Annotated in this window: 17 protein-coding genes; 8 read left to right on the top strand and 9 right to left on the bottom strand. The window is 56.8% G+C overall.

Annotated features, from left to right (window positions below):
• Positions 1-11 precede the first annotated feature (11 nt).
• From JWR17_RS21110 to cfaB, 4 genes are all read left to right on the top strand, one after another.
• Positions 12-1,043: a protease modulator HflC gene (locus JWR17_RS21110; protein WP_299834476.1), complete on the top strand. Its 1,032-nt coding sequence runs from the start codon at positions 12-14 to the stop codon at positions 1,041-1,043.
• Positions 1,040-2,098, top strand: coding sequence for a protease modulator HflK (locus tag JWR17_RS21105; RefSeq protein WP_299834474.1), 1,059 nt, complete (start codon positions 1,040-1,042; stop codon positions 2,096-2,098). The genes JWR17_RS21110 and JWR17_RS21105 overlap by 4 nt, the downstream gene beginning before the upstream one ends.
• Positions 2,095-4,041 carry a heavy metal translocating P-type ATPase gene (locus tag JWR17_RS21100; RefSeq protein ID WP_299834472.1) on the top strand — a complete coding sequence of 649 codons (1,947 nt, stop codon included), beginning with the start codon at positions 2,095-2,097 and terminating at the stop codon, positions 4,039-4,041. The genes JWR17_RS21105 and JWR17_RS21100 overlap by 4 nt, the downstream gene beginning before the upstream one ends.
• Before the next feature lie 276 nt (positions 4,042-4,317).
• The gene (cfaB, locus tag JWR17_RS21095) at positions 4,318-5,502 is read left to right on the top strand and encodes a C17 cyclopropane fatty acid synthase CfaB (RefSeq protein WP_299834470.1); all 1,185 of its coding nucleotides are present in this window, start codon (positions 4,318-4,320) and stop codon (positions 5,500-5,502) included.
• A 3-nt stretch (positions 5,503-5,505) separates the two neighbouring features.
• On the opposite strand, the gene JWR17_RS21090 is transcribed toward cfaB, so the two are convergent.
• Both JWR17_RS21090 and cls read right to left on the bottom strand, forming a co-directional pair.
• Entirely contained in the window at positions 5,506-5,970 is a 465-nt protein-coding gene (locus JWR17_RS21090; RefSeq protein ID WP_299834468.1) for a hypothetical protein, read from the bottom strand.
• A 135-nt stretch (positions 5,971-6,105) separates the two neighbouring features.
• The gene (gene cls, locus JWR17_RS21085; RefSeq protein WP_299834466.1) at positions 6,106-7,545 is read right to left on the bottom strand and encodes a cardiolipin synthase; all 1,440 of its coding nucleotides are present in this window, start codon (positions 7,543-7,545) and stop codon (positions 6,106-6,108) included.
• Between the two features lie 156 nt (positions 7,546-7,701).
• Between cls and JWR17_RS21080 the strand changes: the two genes are divergently transcribed.
• Positions 7,702-8,223, top strand: a complete 522-nt coding sequence (locus tag JWR17_RS21080; protein WP_299834465.1) for a DUF3617 domain-containing protein — start codon at positions 7,702-7,704, stop codon at positions 8,221-8,223.
• Between the two features lie 13 nt (positions 8,224-8,236).
• Here the strand turns inward: JWR17_RS21080 and JWR17_RS21075 are convergent, their stop codons facing one another.
• Complete coding sequence (locus tag JWR17_RS21075) at positions 8,237-9,130, bottom strand: zinc ABC transporter substrate-binding protein (protein ID WP_299834463.1); 894 nt, start codon at positions 9,128-9,130, stop codon at positions 8,237-8,239.
• A 474-nt stretch (positions 9,131-9,604) separates the two neighbouring features.
• Between JWR17_RS21075 and JWR17_RS21070 the strand changes: the two genes are divergently transcribed.
• Positions 9,605-10,834, top strand: a complete 1,230-nt coding sequence (locus JWR17_RS21070; protein ID WP_299834461.1) for an N-acetylmuramoyl-L-alanine amidase — start codon at positions 9,605-9,607, stop codon at positions 10,832-10,834.
• A gap of 9 nt (positions 10,835-10,843) precedes the next feature.
• On the opposite strand, the gene JWR17_RS21065 is transcribed toward JWR17_RS21070, so the two are convergent.
• Positions 10,844-11,191 carry a glutamine synthetase gene (locus tag JWR17_RS21065; RefSeq protein WP_299834490.1) on the bottom strand — a complete coding sequence of 116 codons (348 nt, stop codon included), beginning with the start codon at positions 11,189-11,191 and terminating at the stop codon, positions 10,844-10,846.
• Positions 11,192-11,336: 145 nt separating this feature from the next.
• On the opposite strand from JWR17_RS21065, the gene zigA reads away from it, so the two are divergent.
• Complete coding sequence (gene zigA, locus JWR17_RS21060) at positions 11,337-12,545, top strand: zinc metallochaperone GTPase ZigA (RefSeq protein ID WP_299834459.1); 1,209 nt, start codon at positions 11,337-11,339, stop codon at positions 12,543-12,545.
• Between the two features lie 21 nt (positions 12,546-12,566).
• Here the strand turns inward: zigA and JWR17_RS21055 are convergent, their stop codons facing one another.
• Positions 12,567-12,923: an NADH:ubiquinone oxidoreductase gene (locus JWR17_RS21055; RefSeq protein ID WP_299834458.1), complete on the bottom strand. Its 357-nt coding sequence runs from the start codon at positions 12,921-12,923 to the stop codon at positions 12,567-12,569.
• A gap of 40 nt (positions 12,924-12,963) precedes the next feature.
• Between JWR17_RS21055 and JWR17_RS21050 the strand changes: the two genes are divergently transcribed.
• On the top strand, positions 12,964-13,926 hold the full coding sequence (locus JWR17_RS21050; RefSeq protein WP_299834456.1) for a GTP-binding protein: 963 nt from the start codon (positions 12,964-12,966) through the stop codon (positions 13,924-13,926).
• 39 nt (positions 13,927-13,965) lie between these two features.
• On the opposite strand, the gene JWR17_RS21045 is transcribed toward JWR17_RS21050, so the two are convergent.
• The 4 genes from JWR17_RS21045 to JWR17_RS21030 all read right to left on the bottom strand — a co-directional run bounded on the left by JWR17_RS21045 (position 13,966) and on the right by JWR17_RS21030 (position 16,585).
• Positions 13,966-14,361 (bottom strand): DUF3301 domain-containing protein, encoded by a 396-nt coding sequence (locus JWR17_RS21045; protein WP_299834455.1) that lies wholly within the window; start codon positions 14,359-14,361, stop codon positions 13,966-13,968.
• A 116-nt stretch (positions 14,362-14,477) separates the two neighbouring features.
• Entirely contained in the window at positions 14,478-14,963 is a 486-nt protein-coding gene (locus JWR17_RS21040) for an acyl-CoA thioesterase (RefSeq protein WP_297836764.1), read from the bottom strand.
• Between the two features lie 195 nt (positions 14,964-15,158).
• Complete coding sequence (locus JWR17_RS21035; RefSeq protein ID WP_299834453.1) at positions 15,159-15,566, bottom strand: SMI1/KNR4 family protein; 408 nt, start codon at positions 15,564-15,566, stop codon at positions 15,159-15,161.
• Positions 15,567-15,727: 161 nt separating this feature from the next.
• A complete protein-coding gene (locus tag JWR17_RS21030; RefSeq protein ID WP_299834451.1) occupies positions 15,728-16,585 on the bottom strand; it encodes a Tim44 domain-containing protein in 858 nt (285 codons plus the stop codon).
• Between the last annotated feature and the right edge of the window lie 196 nt (positions 16,586-16,781).

Below are 16,781 nucleotides of genomic sequence, written 5' to 3'. Positions count from 1 at the left end.
GGAGTCGTCCCTTGAGTCTGTTTCATTCCCACGATCATCATGACCACGCGGGCCACGATCACGGCCATGCCGGGCATCACCACGGTCATCAGCATGGCGATACATCGACGCCAGCCGCTTTCCCTTGGCGCCGGACGGCATGGGCGCTGCTGCTGATTCTTTTTGCCGCTGCGGCGGCAAGCCTGGTGCAAGTGCGCTCGGGCGAAGCGACGGTCATTACCCGTTTCGGCAATCCATCGCGGGTGTTGCTCGATCCCGGCTTGAGCTGGCGCTGGCCGGCACCGTTCGAGGCAACGATCCCGGTTGACCTGCGATTGCGCACCACTTCTAGCGGTCTGCAAGACGTCGGTACCCGCGATGGCCTGCGAATTATCGTGCAGGCCTATGTCGCTTGGCAGGTGCAGGATGATCCGGACAATGTGCAACGTTTCATGCGTGCGGTGCAGAATCAGCCGGACGAAGCAGCACGGCAAATTCGAACCTTTGTCGGCTCGGCGCTGGAAACCACCGCAGCGAGCTTCGACCTGTCGAGCCTGATCAATACCGATGCCGGTCAGGTAAAGATCGCTGATTTCGAAGACCAATTGCGGCATCAGATCGAACAGCAATTGCTCTCGACCTATGGCGTTCGCGTCTTACAAGTGGGCGTCGAGCGTCTGACCTTGCCATCGGTCACGTTGAACGCGACGGTCGACCGTATGCGCGCCGAGCGTGAAACTATCGCCACGGAACGGACGGCTGTGGGTAAGCGCGAAGCGGCGCAAATTCGTTCTGCCGCTGAACGTGACGCCCGGATCGTCGAGGCGGACGCCACAGTCAAGGCGGCAGATATCGAAGCGCAATCGCGGGTCGAAGCCGCTCAGATTTACGGCAAGGCCTACGCCGGATCGCCACAGCTCTATAACCTGCTGCGTTCCCTGGACACCCTGGGCACAGTAGTCACCCCAGGGACCAAACTGATTCTGCGCACTGACGCTGCGCCATTCCGCGTGTTGGTTGATGGACCGCCGACGCTGGACGCCAAAAGCGGATCGCAACCATGAGTGAAGTCGTCCCTCAACGGCCTCCAGTCAACAGCCCATGGTTGCAGGCAAGCCGCCTGGCGTTCCTCGGTTTGTATGCCGTGACGTTGCTCGCAGCCCTCGGCTGGGCGTTGTCCAATGTGCGTCAGATTGACCCGCAGAATCGCGCCGTGGTTTTGCGTCTCGGTGCCCTCGAGCGTATTCAAAACGCTGGTTTACTCACCGCGTGGCCGCAGCCGTTTGAACAAGTGGTATTGCTGCCGTCGGCGGACCGGGTGATCGAACGTCATGTTGAGACCTTACTGCGTTCGAAACAGGCGTTGGATGCAGATCGAGTTTCAAGCTTCGCCACGCCCATGAGCGATGCGCTGGCCGGCTCGGGGTATTTGCTGACCGGCGATGCTGGCGTCGTACAGCTGGACGTAACGGTGTACTACAAAGTGACCGACCCTTACGCCTTCGTACTGCAAGGCGAACATGTACTGCCGGCACTGGACCGTCTGGTCAATCGCAGCACCGTGGCCCTCACCGCCGCCCGTGACCTGGACACGATTTTGGTGGCACGTCCGGAAATGGTCAGCCCTGACAGCAAGTCCGCTGAGCGTCGCGAGCGCTTGCGGGGCGATCTGGTCCACGGCATCAACCAGCGCCTGACGGAGTTGGTCGGCACGGGCGTGGGCCTGGGCATTGAAGTCGCGCGGGTCGATGTGCAATCAAGCTTGCCGACCACCGCCGTAAACGCCTTCAATGCAGTGCTGACCGCCAGTCAACTTGCAGATCAGGCCGTTGCCAATGCACGCACTGAAGCGGAAAAGTTGACTCAAACCGCAACCCAGCAAGCTGATCGCACGGTGCAGGTCGCCCATGCCCAAGCGTCCGAGCGCCTTGCCAAAGCCCAGGCCGATACCGCAACGGTGACCAGCCTGGCGCAGTCGGTGCGTGATAAAAGCGATCCGGGTTTGCTGATGCGTATCTACCGCGAACGCGTGCCAAAAATTCTGGGTCAGGCTGGTTCCGTGACTACGGTCGATCCCCGTGACGATTCCCACCTGATTATTCAGGGAGCAGAGAAATGAGTGTCCACGCTCACGCAGCATCGGCTGAGCCCGAGTCCACCGAAGTCCCGGTCAGCATGTTAAGCAATGCCGAGCAACGCAATGCCGCTCGGCAATTGACCTTGGCCATGCTTGCCTTGGGCTTGTTGGCGTTAGGGCTCGCCTGGCGATTTTTTGTACCGGAGCAAACCGGGGTCAGCCAATTGCTGCTGGGCGTGGCCTCTTTGCTGGTCGCGGTGCCAGTGGTCAGCGCCGGTTGGCACAGCCTGCGTTACCCCAGCCTGCACGGCATCACCGACCAGCTGATCGCCTTGGCCATGCTCGGCGCCTGGGCCACTGGCGATCTGATGACTGCGGCCTTGCTGCCCATCATCATGATCTTCGGCCATGTACTGGAAGAGCGCAGCGTCATCGGCTCTCAAGAAGCGATTCAGGCCTTGGGCCGACTGACACGCAGCCACGCACGATTGATCGACGCCGACGGCACGGTGCGCGAGGTGGACAACTCGGTGCTGGTGGCCGGCGATTTGGTGGAAGTGCGGGCCGGTGACCGTGTGCCCGCCGATGGCGTGGTGCGTTCAGGCCAAGCCAGTCTCGACACTGCGCCGATAACCGGTGAATCGGTGCCGCTGGAGGCGCATGTCGGCATCGAAGTCTTCGGTGGCGCCATCAACCTCGACGGGCTGCTGCGCATTGAAGTGACGCGCATTGGCAACGAATCGACGTTAGGTAAGGTCATCGCCCTGATGCAAAGCGCCGAGCGCTCCAAACCGCCGATCACTCGGCTTCTGGAGCGCTACGCCGGCAGTTACATGGTGCTGGTGTTGATGATTGCCGCAGTGACCTGGTTCATCACCAACGACGCCCAGGCGATGTTGGCGGTGTTGGTCGCCGCGTGTCCTTGCGCACTGGTGCTTTCGGCCCCGGCGACGGCTATTGCCGGCATCGCGGTCGCGGCACGGCACGGGATTTTGATTCGCAGTTCAGCGTTCCTTGAGGAACTGGCCGACCTGACTTCATTGGTCGTCGACAAGACCGGCACCCTGACCTACGGGACCTTACGCCTGCAATCGATCCAGTCCGTGCTGGCTCAGCAAAGTTCTCTGCTGCCCCTCGCGGCAAGTCTTGGTTCGGCCAGCAGCCACCCGGTTAGTCGTGCGCTGGCCGGGTTGGTGGAAAAAGATCAACTGCTGATACTGACCGATATCCATGAGCGACAAGGCTTGGGCGTTGTCGCTCAAACCGAACATGGCCTTGCAGCACTTGGCCGCCCGGAATTGTTTGAGCAGCTGAACATCAGCACTTCGCCAGTCCCCAACCATGATGGTCCGATTGCCGGGCTGGCAGTCGATGGCGTGTTTCTGGCGTGGCTGCTGCTGGCGGATAGCCTGAAGCCCGAAGCCCGTCAGGCCCTTGCCGAGTTGCGCGACCTGGGGCTGGGGCGTCAATTACTATTGACCGGCGATCGACAAAGCGTGGCCGATAGCCTGGCGCTGGAAGTGGGCATCAGCGATATCGAGGCCCAGGCGTTGCCTGAAGACAAGCTCAATCGGGTAATGGGCGAAATCAGCAGCGGCTTCCGGCCCATGGTGGTAGGTGATGGCATTAACGACTCACTGGCGCTCAAGGCCGGGGTGGTGGGTGTCGCCATGGGTGCCGGCGGTGCAGACATTGCACTGGCATCGGCTGACATCGTTTTAATCGGCAGCGACCTACGCCGTTTGGGTACATGCGTGCGGTTAAGTCGACAATGCCGTCGGACGTTGCACGTCAATGTGATCATTGGCTTGGGTTGGACCTTGGCCATTGTTGCCATGGCGGCCTTCGGTTTTCTCGGGGCTGCGGGTGCGATGATTGCCGCATTGCTGCATAACCTCAGCACGCTGCTGGTGCTCGGAAATGCCGGACGGTTGTTGCGTTTTCAAGAGCCGCTACTAAAGTTGGAGAGTAAGCCAGAGGCCTGAATATTCGGGCCTTTCACCGAGAACCTTGTGCTAGACCTGTTCCTTAAGTATAAAAATTTGCTTGAGCTTTGTAGAACTCTGTTACAAATTAGTAGTCATTCTTGCTGAGGGTGCTCCATCGCACGCTGCAAAAATTGGCTCGAAACATTGGGCGACAGGCTGTAACCCCAACGTTTCTTCATCGTCACACGCTACAAGCCAATCGCCGAGGGTTTCGGCATCAGCCGTGCTTCTGGACTACCCTTTTCCCTGAGTTTCTGGAAAGAGGGTTTACTAATGCTCGCGCAACTTCCAACGGCCTTGCAGAATCTTCACCTGCCCCTACGGCTGAAATTGTGGGATGGCAACGAACTCGATCTTGGCCCGACGCCCAGCGTCACCATTGTGGTGAAAGACCCACAATTGGTCTCGCAATTCACTCGCCCCAGTCTGGACCTACTCGGTAGTGCCTTCGTCGAAGGTCGATTGGAGCTGGAAGGCTCGATCAGCGAAGTCGTCCGCGTCTGCGATGAGTTAAGCCAAGCGTTGCTTGATGATGACGGCCCTTATATATCGGCCCGCCTGGAACACGACAAAGCCACCGATGCAGCGTCGATTTCTTACCATTACGACCTTTCCAATGAGTTTTATCAGCTCTGGCTTGACCGGGAGATGGTGTATTCCTGCGCCTATTTCAAGACCGGCGAAGAAACCCTAGAGCAAGCGCAGCAGGACAAGTTTCACCACTTATGCCGCAAGCTACGGTTGCAACCGGGCGAATATTTATTGGATGTCGGCTGCGGATGGGGCGGTCTGGCGCGGTTTGCTGCCCGTGAATACGGGGTAAAAGTATTCGGCATTACCCTGAGCAAAGAGCAATTGGCTCTGGCCCATGAGCGGGTCGTGGCGGAGGGTTTGCAGGATCAGGTGGAGTTGGTGCTGCTGGATTACCGCGATCTGCCCCAGGACGGCCGTTTCGACAAAGTGGTCAGCGTCGGCATGTTCGAACATGTGGGCCATGCCAATCTGGAGCTGTATACCCAGTGCTTGTTTGGTGCGGTGCGTGAAGGCGGTTTGGTCATGAACCATGGCATCACCGCCAAATACACTGACGGGCGTCCGGTTGGGCGGGGCGCGGGCGATTTTATCGAGCGGTACGTGTTTCCCAACGGTGAACTGCCACACGTCTCTATGATCAGCGCGTTCATCAGCGAGGCGGGCCTGGAGATTGTCGACGTGGAAAGCTTGCGGCTGCATTACGCACGCACGCTGGAACACTGGAGCCAGCGCCTGGAGGCGAGACTCGACGAAGCTGCGCAAATGGTCCCGGAACAGACGCTGCGTATATGGCGCCTGTACCTGGCCGGCTGTGCGTATGCCTTCGCACGTGGCTGGATCAATCTGCACCAGATCCTGGCGGTCAAACCGTATGCCGATGGTAGCCACGGCTTGCCGTTGACCCGGGAAGATATCTATCGCTGACGGTTAGTTCCATTTTTCGGTGAGTGGATTGGTGACGGTGTTGGTTTCGAGCACGAAAGTCCCGTACTGCAAGGGGATGTTTTTATCCACGTAGGCGAGGGCTTTTTGTTCGAAGGTCAGAGAATCACGCTGAAAAATCAAATCGTGGCGGGCGACATTGCCTCCCCAGTCAGATGAGGGCAGCGATATATAACTGATTGAATAGGTGTCATCAGACACCTCGCCCTCTGTGACGTAGACGCCGTAATGTTCTTCTCCCGGCGAAATAATTTTGTACAGGCCATTGTCGTAGTAATACAACACAGCCTGTTCAAAGGGTTTTTCGCTATACATTTTTTTGTAGTACAAGCGATGGATGAACGTTGGCTTGCCGAAGCCAGTCGTTATCGCGGGTTGCGGCGTAGCCTCTGCTGCAGCTTCGCTCAACACGCTGGCGCTGAACAACAGCCCTAAAGCGGTCATTTTCATCGATGGCTTCCTGTCTTCTCTGGGTTTGATTCGAAAGAAACTAACCCAGCATAGAAGACCTCCCGCGCTGTTTGGCAAGGGTATTAGCAAATAGGAAGCGCCTTACATACGGTGACGAATTTGCCTACGGTTGGTTCATAGAATGGGTGATACCAGGCGCGCAACCCGCATGCCGAGTTTCTGCAGGCGGTGGGTTTCCTTGCCTTCCTCCAGCGCTATTTCCCGGGCCAGAGCGAAGTCATCATTAAGCATGCTTTCAACCTGGCTGGCGAAGTCGCGGTCAACGGTCAATAACATCAATTCAAAATTGAGCCTGAACGAACGATTGTCCATATTGGCGCTGCCAATGGCGCTGATTTCGCTGTCCACCAGCACCACCTTTTGATGCAGAAATCCTGGCTCATAACGGAAAATTCGTACCCCGGCGCGCACCGCTTCGAAAGCGAACAGGCTTGAGGCGGCATAAACCACGTAATGGTCCGGCCGCGACGGCAGTAAAATCCGTACGTCAACGCCGCGCAAGACCGCCAGACGCAAGGCTGCAAATACAGCTTCGTCAGGAATGAAATAAGGACTGGTGATCCAGACTCGTTCTTGCGCCGCGTGTATGGCTTCAACGAAAAACAGCGAACAGGTTTCTTGCGCGTCCGCCGGACCGCTGGCCAGTAATTGGCAGAGTACGCCGTCTTCGGGGTAGCTCTCAGGCAGGATCAGCGGTGGTAACTCGCGGGTGGCCCAGAACCAGTCTTCGGCAAACGACTCCTGCAAGCACGCCACTACCGGCCCAATAATCGATACATGGGTGTCGCGCCATGGCGCCAGCGGCGGTTGTTTACCCAGATATTCATCGCCGACGTTATGCCCGCCGACAAAACCCTGTATGCCATCTACCACCACGATCTTGCGGTGGTTGCGGAAATTGATCTGAAAGCGATTCAGCCAGCCGCTACGGGTGGCAAATGCTTTTATCTGCACGCCGCCGTTACGCAAGGTTTCGCTGTAGCTGGCGGGCAGCGCGTGGCTGCCAACGCGGTCATAAAGCACATAAATCGCCACGCCTTCGGCGGCCTTTTCCAATAGCAGCGATTGCAGGCGTCGACCGAGGTCGTCGTCGTGGATGATAAAAAACTGGATCAGTACCGCTTGTTTGGCGCCGCGAATAGCCTCAAAAATAGCGGCGAAGGTCGCTTCTCCGTTGATCAATAACGCTACTTCGTTATTCGCCAGACACGGCATGCGGCCCAAGCGTGGCATGGCCCGTAACGATGCGTACGCATCAGAGCGGCGGGCTGTAACGGCTTCTTCTATCCACGGTCGCCAGTTCAGCGTGCCGATGGCCGTGCGCATCTCCCGGTTTGCCTGGCGCCGGGCCATGATATAGCCATCAAACGTGCTGCGACCGAAGACCAGGTAGGGGATAAGGGTGACGTACGGAATGAAGATCAGCGGCATGGCCCAGGCGATGGCGCCTTGAGCGGTGCGTACCGTAAGCAGTGCGTGAATGGCAGCGATGAGTCCAACCAGATGAGTGAAGCCGATCAAGTAGCCGACAAAAGACGGTATATGAAAATCCATGCGTAGCTCTACTCCGGGTTCTTTAAGTCTCTAACAGACCACAGCCGCTGTTAATTGTCGCTATTTTATTCAGGTTGAAACTGGTCGGTGCTTGCATCGTCTAAGACTCATCGTCAGGCTGGCGCACGACCGGCCGTTTCACACAGGGATATGCACATGAACAAACGTTTTTTGCCTTTGCTGTTTTGCCTCGGCGCGCCTTTGGCTCAAGCGCAGATGCTGCAGCCGGGATTGTGGGAGCTGACCACCAGCAACATGCAGGTGGACGGTCAGCCTTTGCCTGACTTGCAGTTAATGCTGAATCAATTGAAAAGCCTGGCGCCTGATCAGCAAGCCATGATGGAACAGGCCATGCAGAAACAGGGCGTGACTTTGACAGGGAAAGGCGTGCGGGTTTGCCTGACACAGGATCAGGTCAAGTCAGACAATATTCCACTGACGGACCCCAAGTCTGGCTGTAATCAACAGATCACCGACCGCAATGGCAAGACCTGGAAGTTCCGCTTTAGCTGCCCTAAAGCGCAAGGCACCGGCGTTGCGCAATTCCAGAGTGATCGTGAATTCAGCACATCGGTTGTCGGGACGTTCAATGCGACTGGGGTCCAGCAAAACGGCAGCATGGACACCCGCGCGGTGTGGCTAGGCCAGCAATGCGGGGCCGTTAAACCGCGGACTTGATGCTCGATCTCCGTTAAGGCTGACTCAACGCATCGCGCAGTGTGTTGATATTGGCCTGGTACATTCCGACAAATGTACTTGCCTGGCCGTTGGCTGACAGGGCGTCCAAATACAACGTGCCCTTCACTGGCAGGCCGCTTTTGTCAGCGATTTTCCGAAGTTGATCCGGAGCTTGGGTGTTGTCCAGCAGCACCGCTTTGGCCTTGCCTTCATGAATTTTCGCGAGCAGCGAGTCGACCTGTTCGGCAGTCGGTACTGCCTCTGCTGGAGCGCCTTGTGCCGTCAAAAACTCAATTTGATAAGAGCGACTGAGATAGCCAAACGCGTTATGAGATATCACGAAGCGTCGGCTGCCTGGCGGTAACGTACCTGACGGTATCAAGCCAATTTTTGCGTGGGCGTCAGCAATCAACGAGTGAAGTTGCTTGGTATAGGCTTTTCCGCCGGAAATATATGCATTTTCATGGGTTGGGTCCGCAGCGCTCAAGGCCGTGACGATGTTGTTCACGTAGAGCTCCGCATCCGCAACGCTTTGCCAGGCGTGTGGATCGAGGACGGTTTTACCGTCTATATCCCACGTACGCGGCGTCACGCCGTTGCTGACCGTGATCACCGGCGTCCTGGTTCCACTGCGCGCAATCAATCTCTCCATCCATGGCTCATACCCCAGGCCATTCTGGATAATCACATTTGCTTGCGCCAGTTTTTTCGCGTCTTCGGCGGTTGGCTTAAAACCCTGAGCGGCTTGATCAGGGCCAACCAGACTGACGACTTGAACGTGTTCCCCACCGATTTGATGAGCCATATCGGCCAGAATGCTGAAGCTGGCGACAACTTTCAGTTTCTCAGCTGCGGACAACGATAACGGCAACAGCAACAAACTGGACAGGAGTAAGGCGACGCGCATCGGGTGAAACCTCATTTAAATTAATCGGCATTCTTTGCCAGCGGCTTCTTGGCCACGACCGTCCGGGGCGAACACCTGCTGGATGAGCTGCCTAGGGGTGCTGCGGAACAAGGAAGCGGACGAATAACTGGTGTCGAAGCTTAGTTCCACGTGGAACACACCCATTCAATACGCCCAGACATTTCCAAGGATATGATTTCCATTCGGTCAGCGCCCTAACTAATGCGGACCGCTTCAGCAACAGTTCAGCTTCAATACGCAAAAATGCACTATTTGACAATTCCCTGCGGGACTCCAAAAGCTGTTCCGGTAGTCGACAAAAAAGCGCCGGGCTGAGCTTCTCGGCAAAGGCACGGCAATGTCAGCGCGTTCATAAAAGGCCCGTCTTTGAAGTAAATAGACATGTTATATTGTAACTATTAGTCCAGCGAAGCCTTGTTGAGCCTGGATGCTCTCCCCATTCTTGGAACACCCATGCACAGACGTCAAATGTTGCTCAACCTTCTATTGGCCAGTGCGGCCTTGGCATTACCGTTGGGTGCATCTGCTGCTCAAATTCGCGCTGTGCGCTTATGGCGAACAGACGACAAACTACGCTTGGTGTTCGATTTAAGCGGCCCAGTGCAGTACAAAACCTTCATGTTAAGCGCGCCTGAACGGTTGATCATCGACCTCAGCGGTGCGCAATTGACGGGCAATTTCAGTCAGTTAGCCTTGGCCAATACCCCCATCAAATCGATTCGCTCCGGGCATTTTGGTCAAGGCGACACGCGCATCGTGCTGGACCTTAACAACCCGGTTCAGCTCAACAGTTTTCTGTTAGGCCCTGAAGGCTCGCAAGGTCATCGACTGGTGGTCGATTTAGGCAACGCTGCGCAGGCGTCCGTGCAAATAGCCGCAGTGGGCGCCTTGGCGCCACCGGAAAAGCCGTCGCCGTTGCGAGACAACGCTCATCCCAAGCGCGACATCATGGTGGTAGTCGATCCCGGCCATGGCGGTAAAGACCCCGGTGCCATTGGTTCGAAAGGCCAGCGCGAGAAAGACGTGGTGTTGTCCATTGCTCAACTGTTGGCCAAGCGCCTCAAGCGTGAGAAAGGATTTGATGTGCGCCTGGTGCGCAATGACGATTTCTTCGTACCGTTGCGCAAGCGCGTGGAGATTGCACACAAGATGAACGCCGACATGTTCATTTCCGTACATGCCGACGCTGCGCCGCGCCTCACAGCATCCGGTGCCTCGGTGTATGCGCTTTCAGAAGGCGGTGCCACGTCGGCTACGGCGCGCTTCATGGCCCAGCGCGAAAACGGCGCCGACCTGATTGGAGCCACCAGCCTGCTTAATCTGAAAGACAAGGATCCGATGTTGGCCGGGGTGATTCTCGATATGTCGATGAACGCCACAATTGCAGCCAGCCTGCAGTTGGGTAACACCGTGCTAGGAAGCTTGTCCGGCATAACTTCGCTGCACCAGAAGCGCGTCGAACAGGCGGGTTTTGCGGTGCTCAAGTCGCCGGACGTGCCGTCGATTTTGGTGGAGACCGGCTTTATCTCGAATGTGCAGGACAGCCAGCGACTGGTGACTGCACGTCACCAGCAGGCGGTGGCCGATGGCTTGTTTGAGGGCCTGCAGCGCTATTTCAAACACAACCCGCCGGTTGATTCCTACATGGCCTGGGCGCAAGAGCACAAGCAAGGCCAGGTGTGAGTTTCGCCGTTAGTGGCAGCCGCCCATGCGGTTGCAGGTGAATGTGTTGCGCTTGCCGTCAGAGCTGGACACTCGGGTGATGGTTGTCCAGCCGACGCGTTGGCTGTAGCCAATCCAGGTTTCGCCGTTGGACGCCAGTCCGCTGAAAAACGTCAGCATGCCGTATCGGCTACTGGTTTGTGCCCAGAGTCGATCGCCCTCGACTTCAAAGCCACGCACGTAGGACGTCGAGCCCGCCGTCGCCACGCTGTAACGATTGCCCAGTGCATCGCTACACGCCAACACGTTTGCGCTCTGGGTGCAGCGAGTGGTCTGTGCCTGCATCTGCGTCGGGGTCGCTTGTGCCTGCACGGTCATCAGCAGCGCCAGCCCCATAAAACCTTTCGAAACGTAATTCATTGAAGCGACCTTTGTCAGACAGGTTGGCTATTTTGTATTGTTATACTATAACATCCGTCGGCCAATTGCTGTTTGATGCCCTGCGCCCGATGAGGACTACCTGATGCCCAACCGTCTACCCGTTACCGTGCTGTCCGGATTTCTTGGCGCAGGTAAAAGCACCCTGCTCAATTACGTCCTGCGCAACCGCGACAGTTTGAAAGTCGCGGTGATCGTCAACGACATGAGCGAAATCAACATCGACGGCAGCGAGGTTCAACGGGATGTCAGCTTGAACCGTGCCGACGAAAAACTCATCGAAATGAGCAATGGCTGCATCTGCTGCACCTTACGCGAAGATTTGCTTGAAGAGGTCAGTCGGCTGGCGCAAGAGGGCCGTTTTGATTACCTGCTGATCGAGTCCGCCGGCATCTCCGAACCGCTGCCGGTGGCTGAAACCTTTACCTTTCGCGATGAGCAAGGCAAAAGCCTGGCTGACTTGGCGCGTCTGGATACCATGGTCACGGTAGTAGATGGCATGAACTTCTTGCTCGACTATCAGGCCGCCGAAAGCTTGGCGATCCGTGGTGAGACCCTGGGTGAGGACGATGAGCGCTCAATTACCGATTTGCTGATTGAGCAGGTGGAATTTGCCGACGTTATTTTGATCAGCAAGATCGACTTGATCAGCTCCAGCGAACGCCGAGAGTTAATCGCGATTTTGCAACGGCTCAACGTCCAGGCAGAAATTATTCCCATGGTCATGGGCGAAATACCGCTGAAAAACATACTTAATACCGGCCGTTTCGATTTTGAACGGGCTTCGCTGGCACCGGGCTGGCTTAAGGAATTACGCGGTGAGCACGTGCCGGAAACCGAGGAATATGGCATCGCCTCGACGGCCTACCGGGCACGTCGGCCGTTTCACCCCCAGCGCTTTTACGACTTCATCGACCGTGAATGGATCAACGGCAAATTGCTGCGCTCCAAAGGCTTCTTTTGGCTGGCGAGCAAGCATCAGGACGCTGGAAGCTGGTCGCAAGCAGGCGGGCTGATGCGGCATGGCTTCGCTGGACGTTGGTGGCGGTTTGTACCCAGGCAACACTGGCCACAGGAGCCGGAAAGCGCGGCGGCGATCATGGCCAATTGGGTCGAAACAACCGGCGATTGCCGCCAAGAGTTAGTGTTCATTGGGCAGCACATTAATTTTGCTCGGCTACACGACGAGCTGGACAGCTGCCTGCTGACCGATGAAGAAATGGCCCTGGGCGCCGAACAATGGCGTTTGTTTACTGACCCGTTTGGTCCATGGCACGAAGAGCAGGCGGCCTGAGGCGGATCGCTACAGGTCCGCTTACGGCGTTAGCCATTTACCCTGGCTCTGGCCTTCGCAAAAGGGCTTGAGGTAATGGGCATCGGTGGCAACGCCGTAATAGTGAATGTTTTGGTGATAGGGCATATTGGCGACTTGGGCGTTGTCGCAGACGCCGAATGCGCCTGTGGGGCATTGCTCGACAAAGGTGACATCGACTTTTTGCCCGGCAAATTGCGGCTGGCAGAACCCATCGTGAAACAGCTTGGTCGGAATGTTGCGGTTTTCTTGGCAGACTTTGACATCAAGCCGTTCAGCCCGGGTATGTACCACGCAAGCTTCTGCCCGGGCGCCGCTTGAAAACATTAACAGCAGTGCTGCCAGCCAGATTACGCGCATCGTTTATCCCGTACCTTTCACTCTCAAGAAGCCGGCCATTATGTTGCAGAACATCCCGACCCATGTCATTGCCGGCCCATTGGGCGCGGGCAAAACCACTTTAATCAAACAACTGTTGGGGCAAAAACCGGCTGGCGAGCGCTGGGCCATTTTGATCAATGAGTTTGGTCAGATCGGCCTGGATGCCGCGTTATTGACCACGGCCAAGGATGGTATCGCACTTGGCGAGGTCGCAGGCGGTTGCCTGTGCTGTGTCAACGGCGCACCGTTTCAGGTCGGCCTTGGCCGGTTATTAAAAAAAGCACGGCCAGACCGATTGTTCATCGAGCCGTCTGGGCTGGGGCATCCGGCGCAGTTGATGGAACAACTGCGTGAGCCGCCGTGGGAGGGGGTATTAGCGGTTCAGCCGAGCGTCATGGTATTGGATGCGGCAGCGCTTGCCGCCGGTCAGCCATTGCCCAACAGCCAGCGCGCGGCGTTGGACGATGCAGGTTTGTTGGTCATGAACAAGTCTGAAAGCCTGAGCCCAGCTATACGCGACGCACTCGCCGAGAAGTTGCCCAATCGGCGGCTGTTCTGGACCGAACAAGGCGTGTTGCCGCTGGTTGAATTGCCAGGCGTCAATACACAGGCAAACGCGGCTGTGGATAACTTCAATCCACCCAAAAGTCTGGCGCAGTTACCGGCAATTTGGACCGATCCGCGTCAGCCGATTTGTTTGAGCCAAGGTCAGGCTGAAGGATGGAGCATTGGATGGCGTTGGCACCCAAGCCAGCAATTTGAATTGATGCGCGTGCAGCAATGGCTCGGTAGCCAAGCATGGCGGCGGGCCAAGCTGGTTATCCACAGCAATGCGGGTTGGTTGTCAGGCAATGCGCTGGAGGGCGCTGCGATTCATTGGCAAAACAGTGAATGGCGCCGGGATTCGCGGCTGGAATTGATTTTCAGCGGACCCCAGGATGAGGCAAGGCTGCAAGTTGAGCTGGCTGCATGCCTGATCTAGACGGGTTATGCACAGCCCGGTCTACTTATGCACACTGCTCTACAACTTGCGCTTGATGTGATTTTCGCGCCATTGACTCATTTCGATCACATTGTCGCTGGTCGGCGGCGGCGTTTTTATTTCAAACGGGTAGGGCGCCAACTCGATCTGAGCGGTATGCGCGCCGAACATCGTAATTGTGCCCGGGTGCCGCTGCTCGCCGGTCACGGTAAATTCAAAGTTATAAATCCGCGCCAGGCGTTTTCGGCCGTTTGCGTCGCGTACAAACCCAAGGCGGCGCAACGCCACGTTACCGTCCAACAATTCGATGTCGAGTTTCGCGCAGTGTTGCTTGACCCGCGCCAAGGCCCGCTCGCGTAAGCCATGGGAATGCCACAGCCACGCGGCACCCGATGCCAGCACCATCAAGACGAAAAAATTACCCAGCGTCAGCATGAAAATGTGCTCCACCAAAGAACGTCCAGCTTAACCGGGTCCGACGATTTTCAGCCATACCGCTCGACTTAATTTTCGTCAGTCTTTCTGGTCAATGTTCCGTTTAGCGACCGGCCTTAAGGCGCCTCTTCCTTGATTTCCTGGTAACGCTTCTCAAGTTCCTGGCGCAATTGACGCCGTTGCTTGGCCTGAACGAAGCGACGCTTGTCTTCGCTGGTTTGTGGCTCAAGCGGCGGCACGGCAGCGGGTTTACGCTGATCGTCCACCGCCACCATGGTGAAGAAACAGCTGTTGGTGTGGCGAACTGAACGCTCACGGATGTTTTCAGTAACGACCTTGATCCCGACTTCCATCGAGGTATTGCCGGTGTAGTTGACCGACGCAAGGAAGGTCACCAGTTCGCCAACGTGGATCGGCTCACGAAAAATCACCTGGTCCACCGACAGAGTCACCACGTAGCGCCCGGCGTAACGGCTGGCGCAGGCGTAGGCAACTTCATCGAGGTACTTGAGTAGCGTGCCACCATGGACGTTGCCAGAGAAATTGGCCATGTCCGGGGTCATCAATACGGTCATCGATAGCTGGGCGTTTCCGGGTTCCATAGCGTACTCACGGGGTGGGTATGTCAGAAGTGCACCTTATGGCGGTGCTTACGTTTTTGGTCGATTTTTTATACAGCAATAATCGGGACGACAGCGAAGGGGCCGCCGTCACGTAAGCCTGCATTTCAGGTCCCACAGAGTAACGTTAGCTGGAACCGTCCTGGTGTTGCCCCGGAACGGCATCCAAATGTTGGCTTAGCTTTCCAGCCAGACATCCCGGGCCCAGTGCCAGACTGATTCCCAGCTTTCTTCCGTGACCAACTCTTCTTCGGCGGACCACAGCACGACAGTGCCGTCTTCCTCCACGCAGTAATAGTCGTCGCCGTTCTGGCAGATCGGGATCAATTCCCGTGGTACGCCAATGTCCCATGCCGTTGCACAGACTTCTGGCAGGTAGGTATGAGACTGCGGGTCCATCACGGTCACCGGTTCCAGACTGCCATACACCACGTCGCTCACGGTCAGCAGGAACTCTTTGAAAACGAAAGGAATATTGATGAACAACTGTTCCTCGATTTCTACCAGCACGTCTTCATCGGGCAATTCGAGGGGCACGGGTACCCGTTCGTTCTTTTCACGCAGCTCTTCAATGACTTCTTCCACGACCTAGATCCTCTAAACTGTTGGCGCGGGTTATACAGTAGCGTAAAGCATTTCTCAAAATAACTACCCGAACGGATAAAACAAAACCCCGGCCAAAGACCGGGGTTCTGTTTGTCCTGGGCGGCCGATTGAAGCGGCAGCTACCCAAGGTATAGCGCGGATCAGCCGTTTTGGCGGATACCGGCGACCAGCCAAGGTTGGTTGTCACCTTGTGGACGCTCCATGTTCCAGCTCTCGCTGAACACTTCACCTTGATCGAAACGCGAGGTCTTTGACAGACCGGAGAAGGTCAGGGTGGCAACGGTTTTATCCGAGCGATCATCCAGGCCGTCGAGTTGCACGGTGAGGTTGTCGATATACGTCGACTGGAAGCCGTCGCCCAGGCTGGCACGTTCCTGCTTGAGGAATTGCAGCATCTGCGGCGTGACGAACTCGCTAATCTTGTCCATCTCGTTGGCATCCCAGTGCTGTTGCAGCGACTGGAAGTGACCACGGGCGGCATCAAGGAAGCGCGATTCGTTAAACCAGGCCGGCGCATGAATCACCGGTTTGGATGCAGCAGCGCCTGACGAGCCACCGAACATCGAGTTTTGAGCCGGTTGCTCGATGGTTTCACGCTGAAATGGCGTATGGCCAGCTGCGGCCATGTCTGGTTGCTGCTTGCGACGACGCGCGGCGATGAACCGGAAGATCACGAAAGCAATGACGGCCATGATCAGGATGTCGAAGAACTGCATGCCTTGAAAGCCGCCGCCCATGAACATCGAGGCCAGCAAGCCACCGGCTGCGAGACCGGCCAACGGACCGAGCCAGCGAGAGGCGCCGCCTGCAGGACGAGCGGCAGCAGCTGCTGCACCCGTGGCTCCCGGAGCGGCAGATGGAGAAGCTGAAGGTGCCTGGCGCATTTGATGGCTCGGCGCTGAACCGAAGGATTTGCCGCCACCGAAGCGCGCGTTGGCGTCGAGGCTCATTGTGAGCCCGATGCACAACACCATAACGATGCTTAAGAAACGTTGCATAAGGGATTCCCATTTGTGAATTGCATGCGCGTCATGTTGCACAGGAGCCATGGCGATAGCTAGTGACTAAATGTTTCGAGCTTTTACCTGATTTGGTGAGGCCCGATTCTACGTGGCTTGTACGACAGTTCTCTGTAAGGGCCAGCGTGTTGCCGAGGGGGCATATCAGGCACCCCGCATAAAACTCTCGCCAACA

Source organism: Pseudomonas sp. (assembly GCF_028293835.1).
Classification (GTDB): Bacteria; Pseudomonadota; Gammaproteobacteria; order Pseudomonadales; family Pseudomonadaceae; genus Aquipseudomonas.
This window is presented reverse-complemented; position numbering and strand designations above follow the sequence as displayed.

What these genes read in the sequence shown, in the direction of transcription:
- JWR17_RS21100 (WP_299834472.1), top strand. Translation starts at nt 2,095, where the DNA reads ATGAGTGTCCACGCTCACGCAGCATCGGCTGAGCCCGAGTCCACCGAA.
- cfaB (WP_299834470.1), top strand. Translation starts at nt 4,318, where the DNA reads ATGCTCGCGCAACTTCCAACGGCCTTGCAGAATCTTCACCTGCCCCTA.
- zigA (WP_299834459.1), top strand. Translation starts at nt 11,337, where the DNA reads ATGCCCAACCGTCTACCCGTTACCGTGCTGTCCGGATTTCTTGGCGCA.
- cls (WP_299834466.1), bottom strand. Translation starts at nt 7,545, where the DNA reads ATGGATTTTCATATACCGTCTTTTGTCGGCTACTTGATCGGCTTCACT.
- JWR17_RS21045 (WP_299834455.1), bottom strand. Translation starts at nt 14,361, where the DNA reads ATGCTGACGCTGGGTAATTTTTTCGTCTTGATGGTGCTGGCATCGGGT.
- JWR17_RS21050 (WP_299834456.1), top strand. Translation starts at nt 12,964, where the DNA reads ATGTTGCAGAACATCCCGACCCATGTCATTGCCGGCCCATTGGGCGCG.
- JWR17_RS21090 (WP_299834468.1), bottom strand. Translation starts at nt 5,970, where the DNA reads ATGAAAATGACCGCTTTAGGGCTGTTGTTCAGCGCCAGCGTGTTGAGC.
- JWR17_RS21105 (WP_299834474.1), top strand. Translation starts at nt 1,040, where the DNA reads ATGAGTGAAGTCGTCCCTCAACGGCCTCCAGTCAACAGCCCATGGTTG.
- JWR17_RS21040 (WP_297836764.1), bottom strand. Translation starts at nt 14,963, where the DNA reads ATGGAACCCGGAAACGCCCAGCTATCGATGACCGTATTGATGACCCCG.
- JWR17_RS21080 (WP_299834465.1), top strand. Translation starts at nt 7,702, where the DNA reads ATGAACAAACGTTTTTTGCCTTTGCTGTTTTGCCTCGGCGCGCCTTTG.
- JWR17_RS21030 (WP_299834451.1), bottom strand. Translation starts at nt 16,585, where the DNA reads ATGCAACGTTTCTTAAGCATCGTTATGGTGTTGTGCATCGGGCTCACA.
- JWR17_RS21070 (WP_299834461.1), top strand. Translation starts at nt 9,605, where the DNA reads ATGCACAGACGTCAAATGTTGCTCAACCTTCTATTGGCCAGTGCGGCC.
- JWR17_RS21055 (WP_299834458.1), bottom strand. Translation starts at nt 12,923, where the DNA reads ATGCGCGTAATCTGGCTGGCAGCACTGCTGTTAATGTTTTCAAGCGGC.
- JWR17_RS21075 (WP_299834463.1), bottom strand. Translation starts at nt 9,130, where the DNA reads ATGCGCGTCGCCTTACTCCTGTCCAGTTTGTTGCTGTTGCCGTTATCG.
- JWR17_RS21065 (WP_299834490.1), bottom strand. Translation starts at nt 11,191, where the DNA reads ATGACCGTGCAGGCACAAGCGACCCCGACGCAGATGCAGGCACAGACC.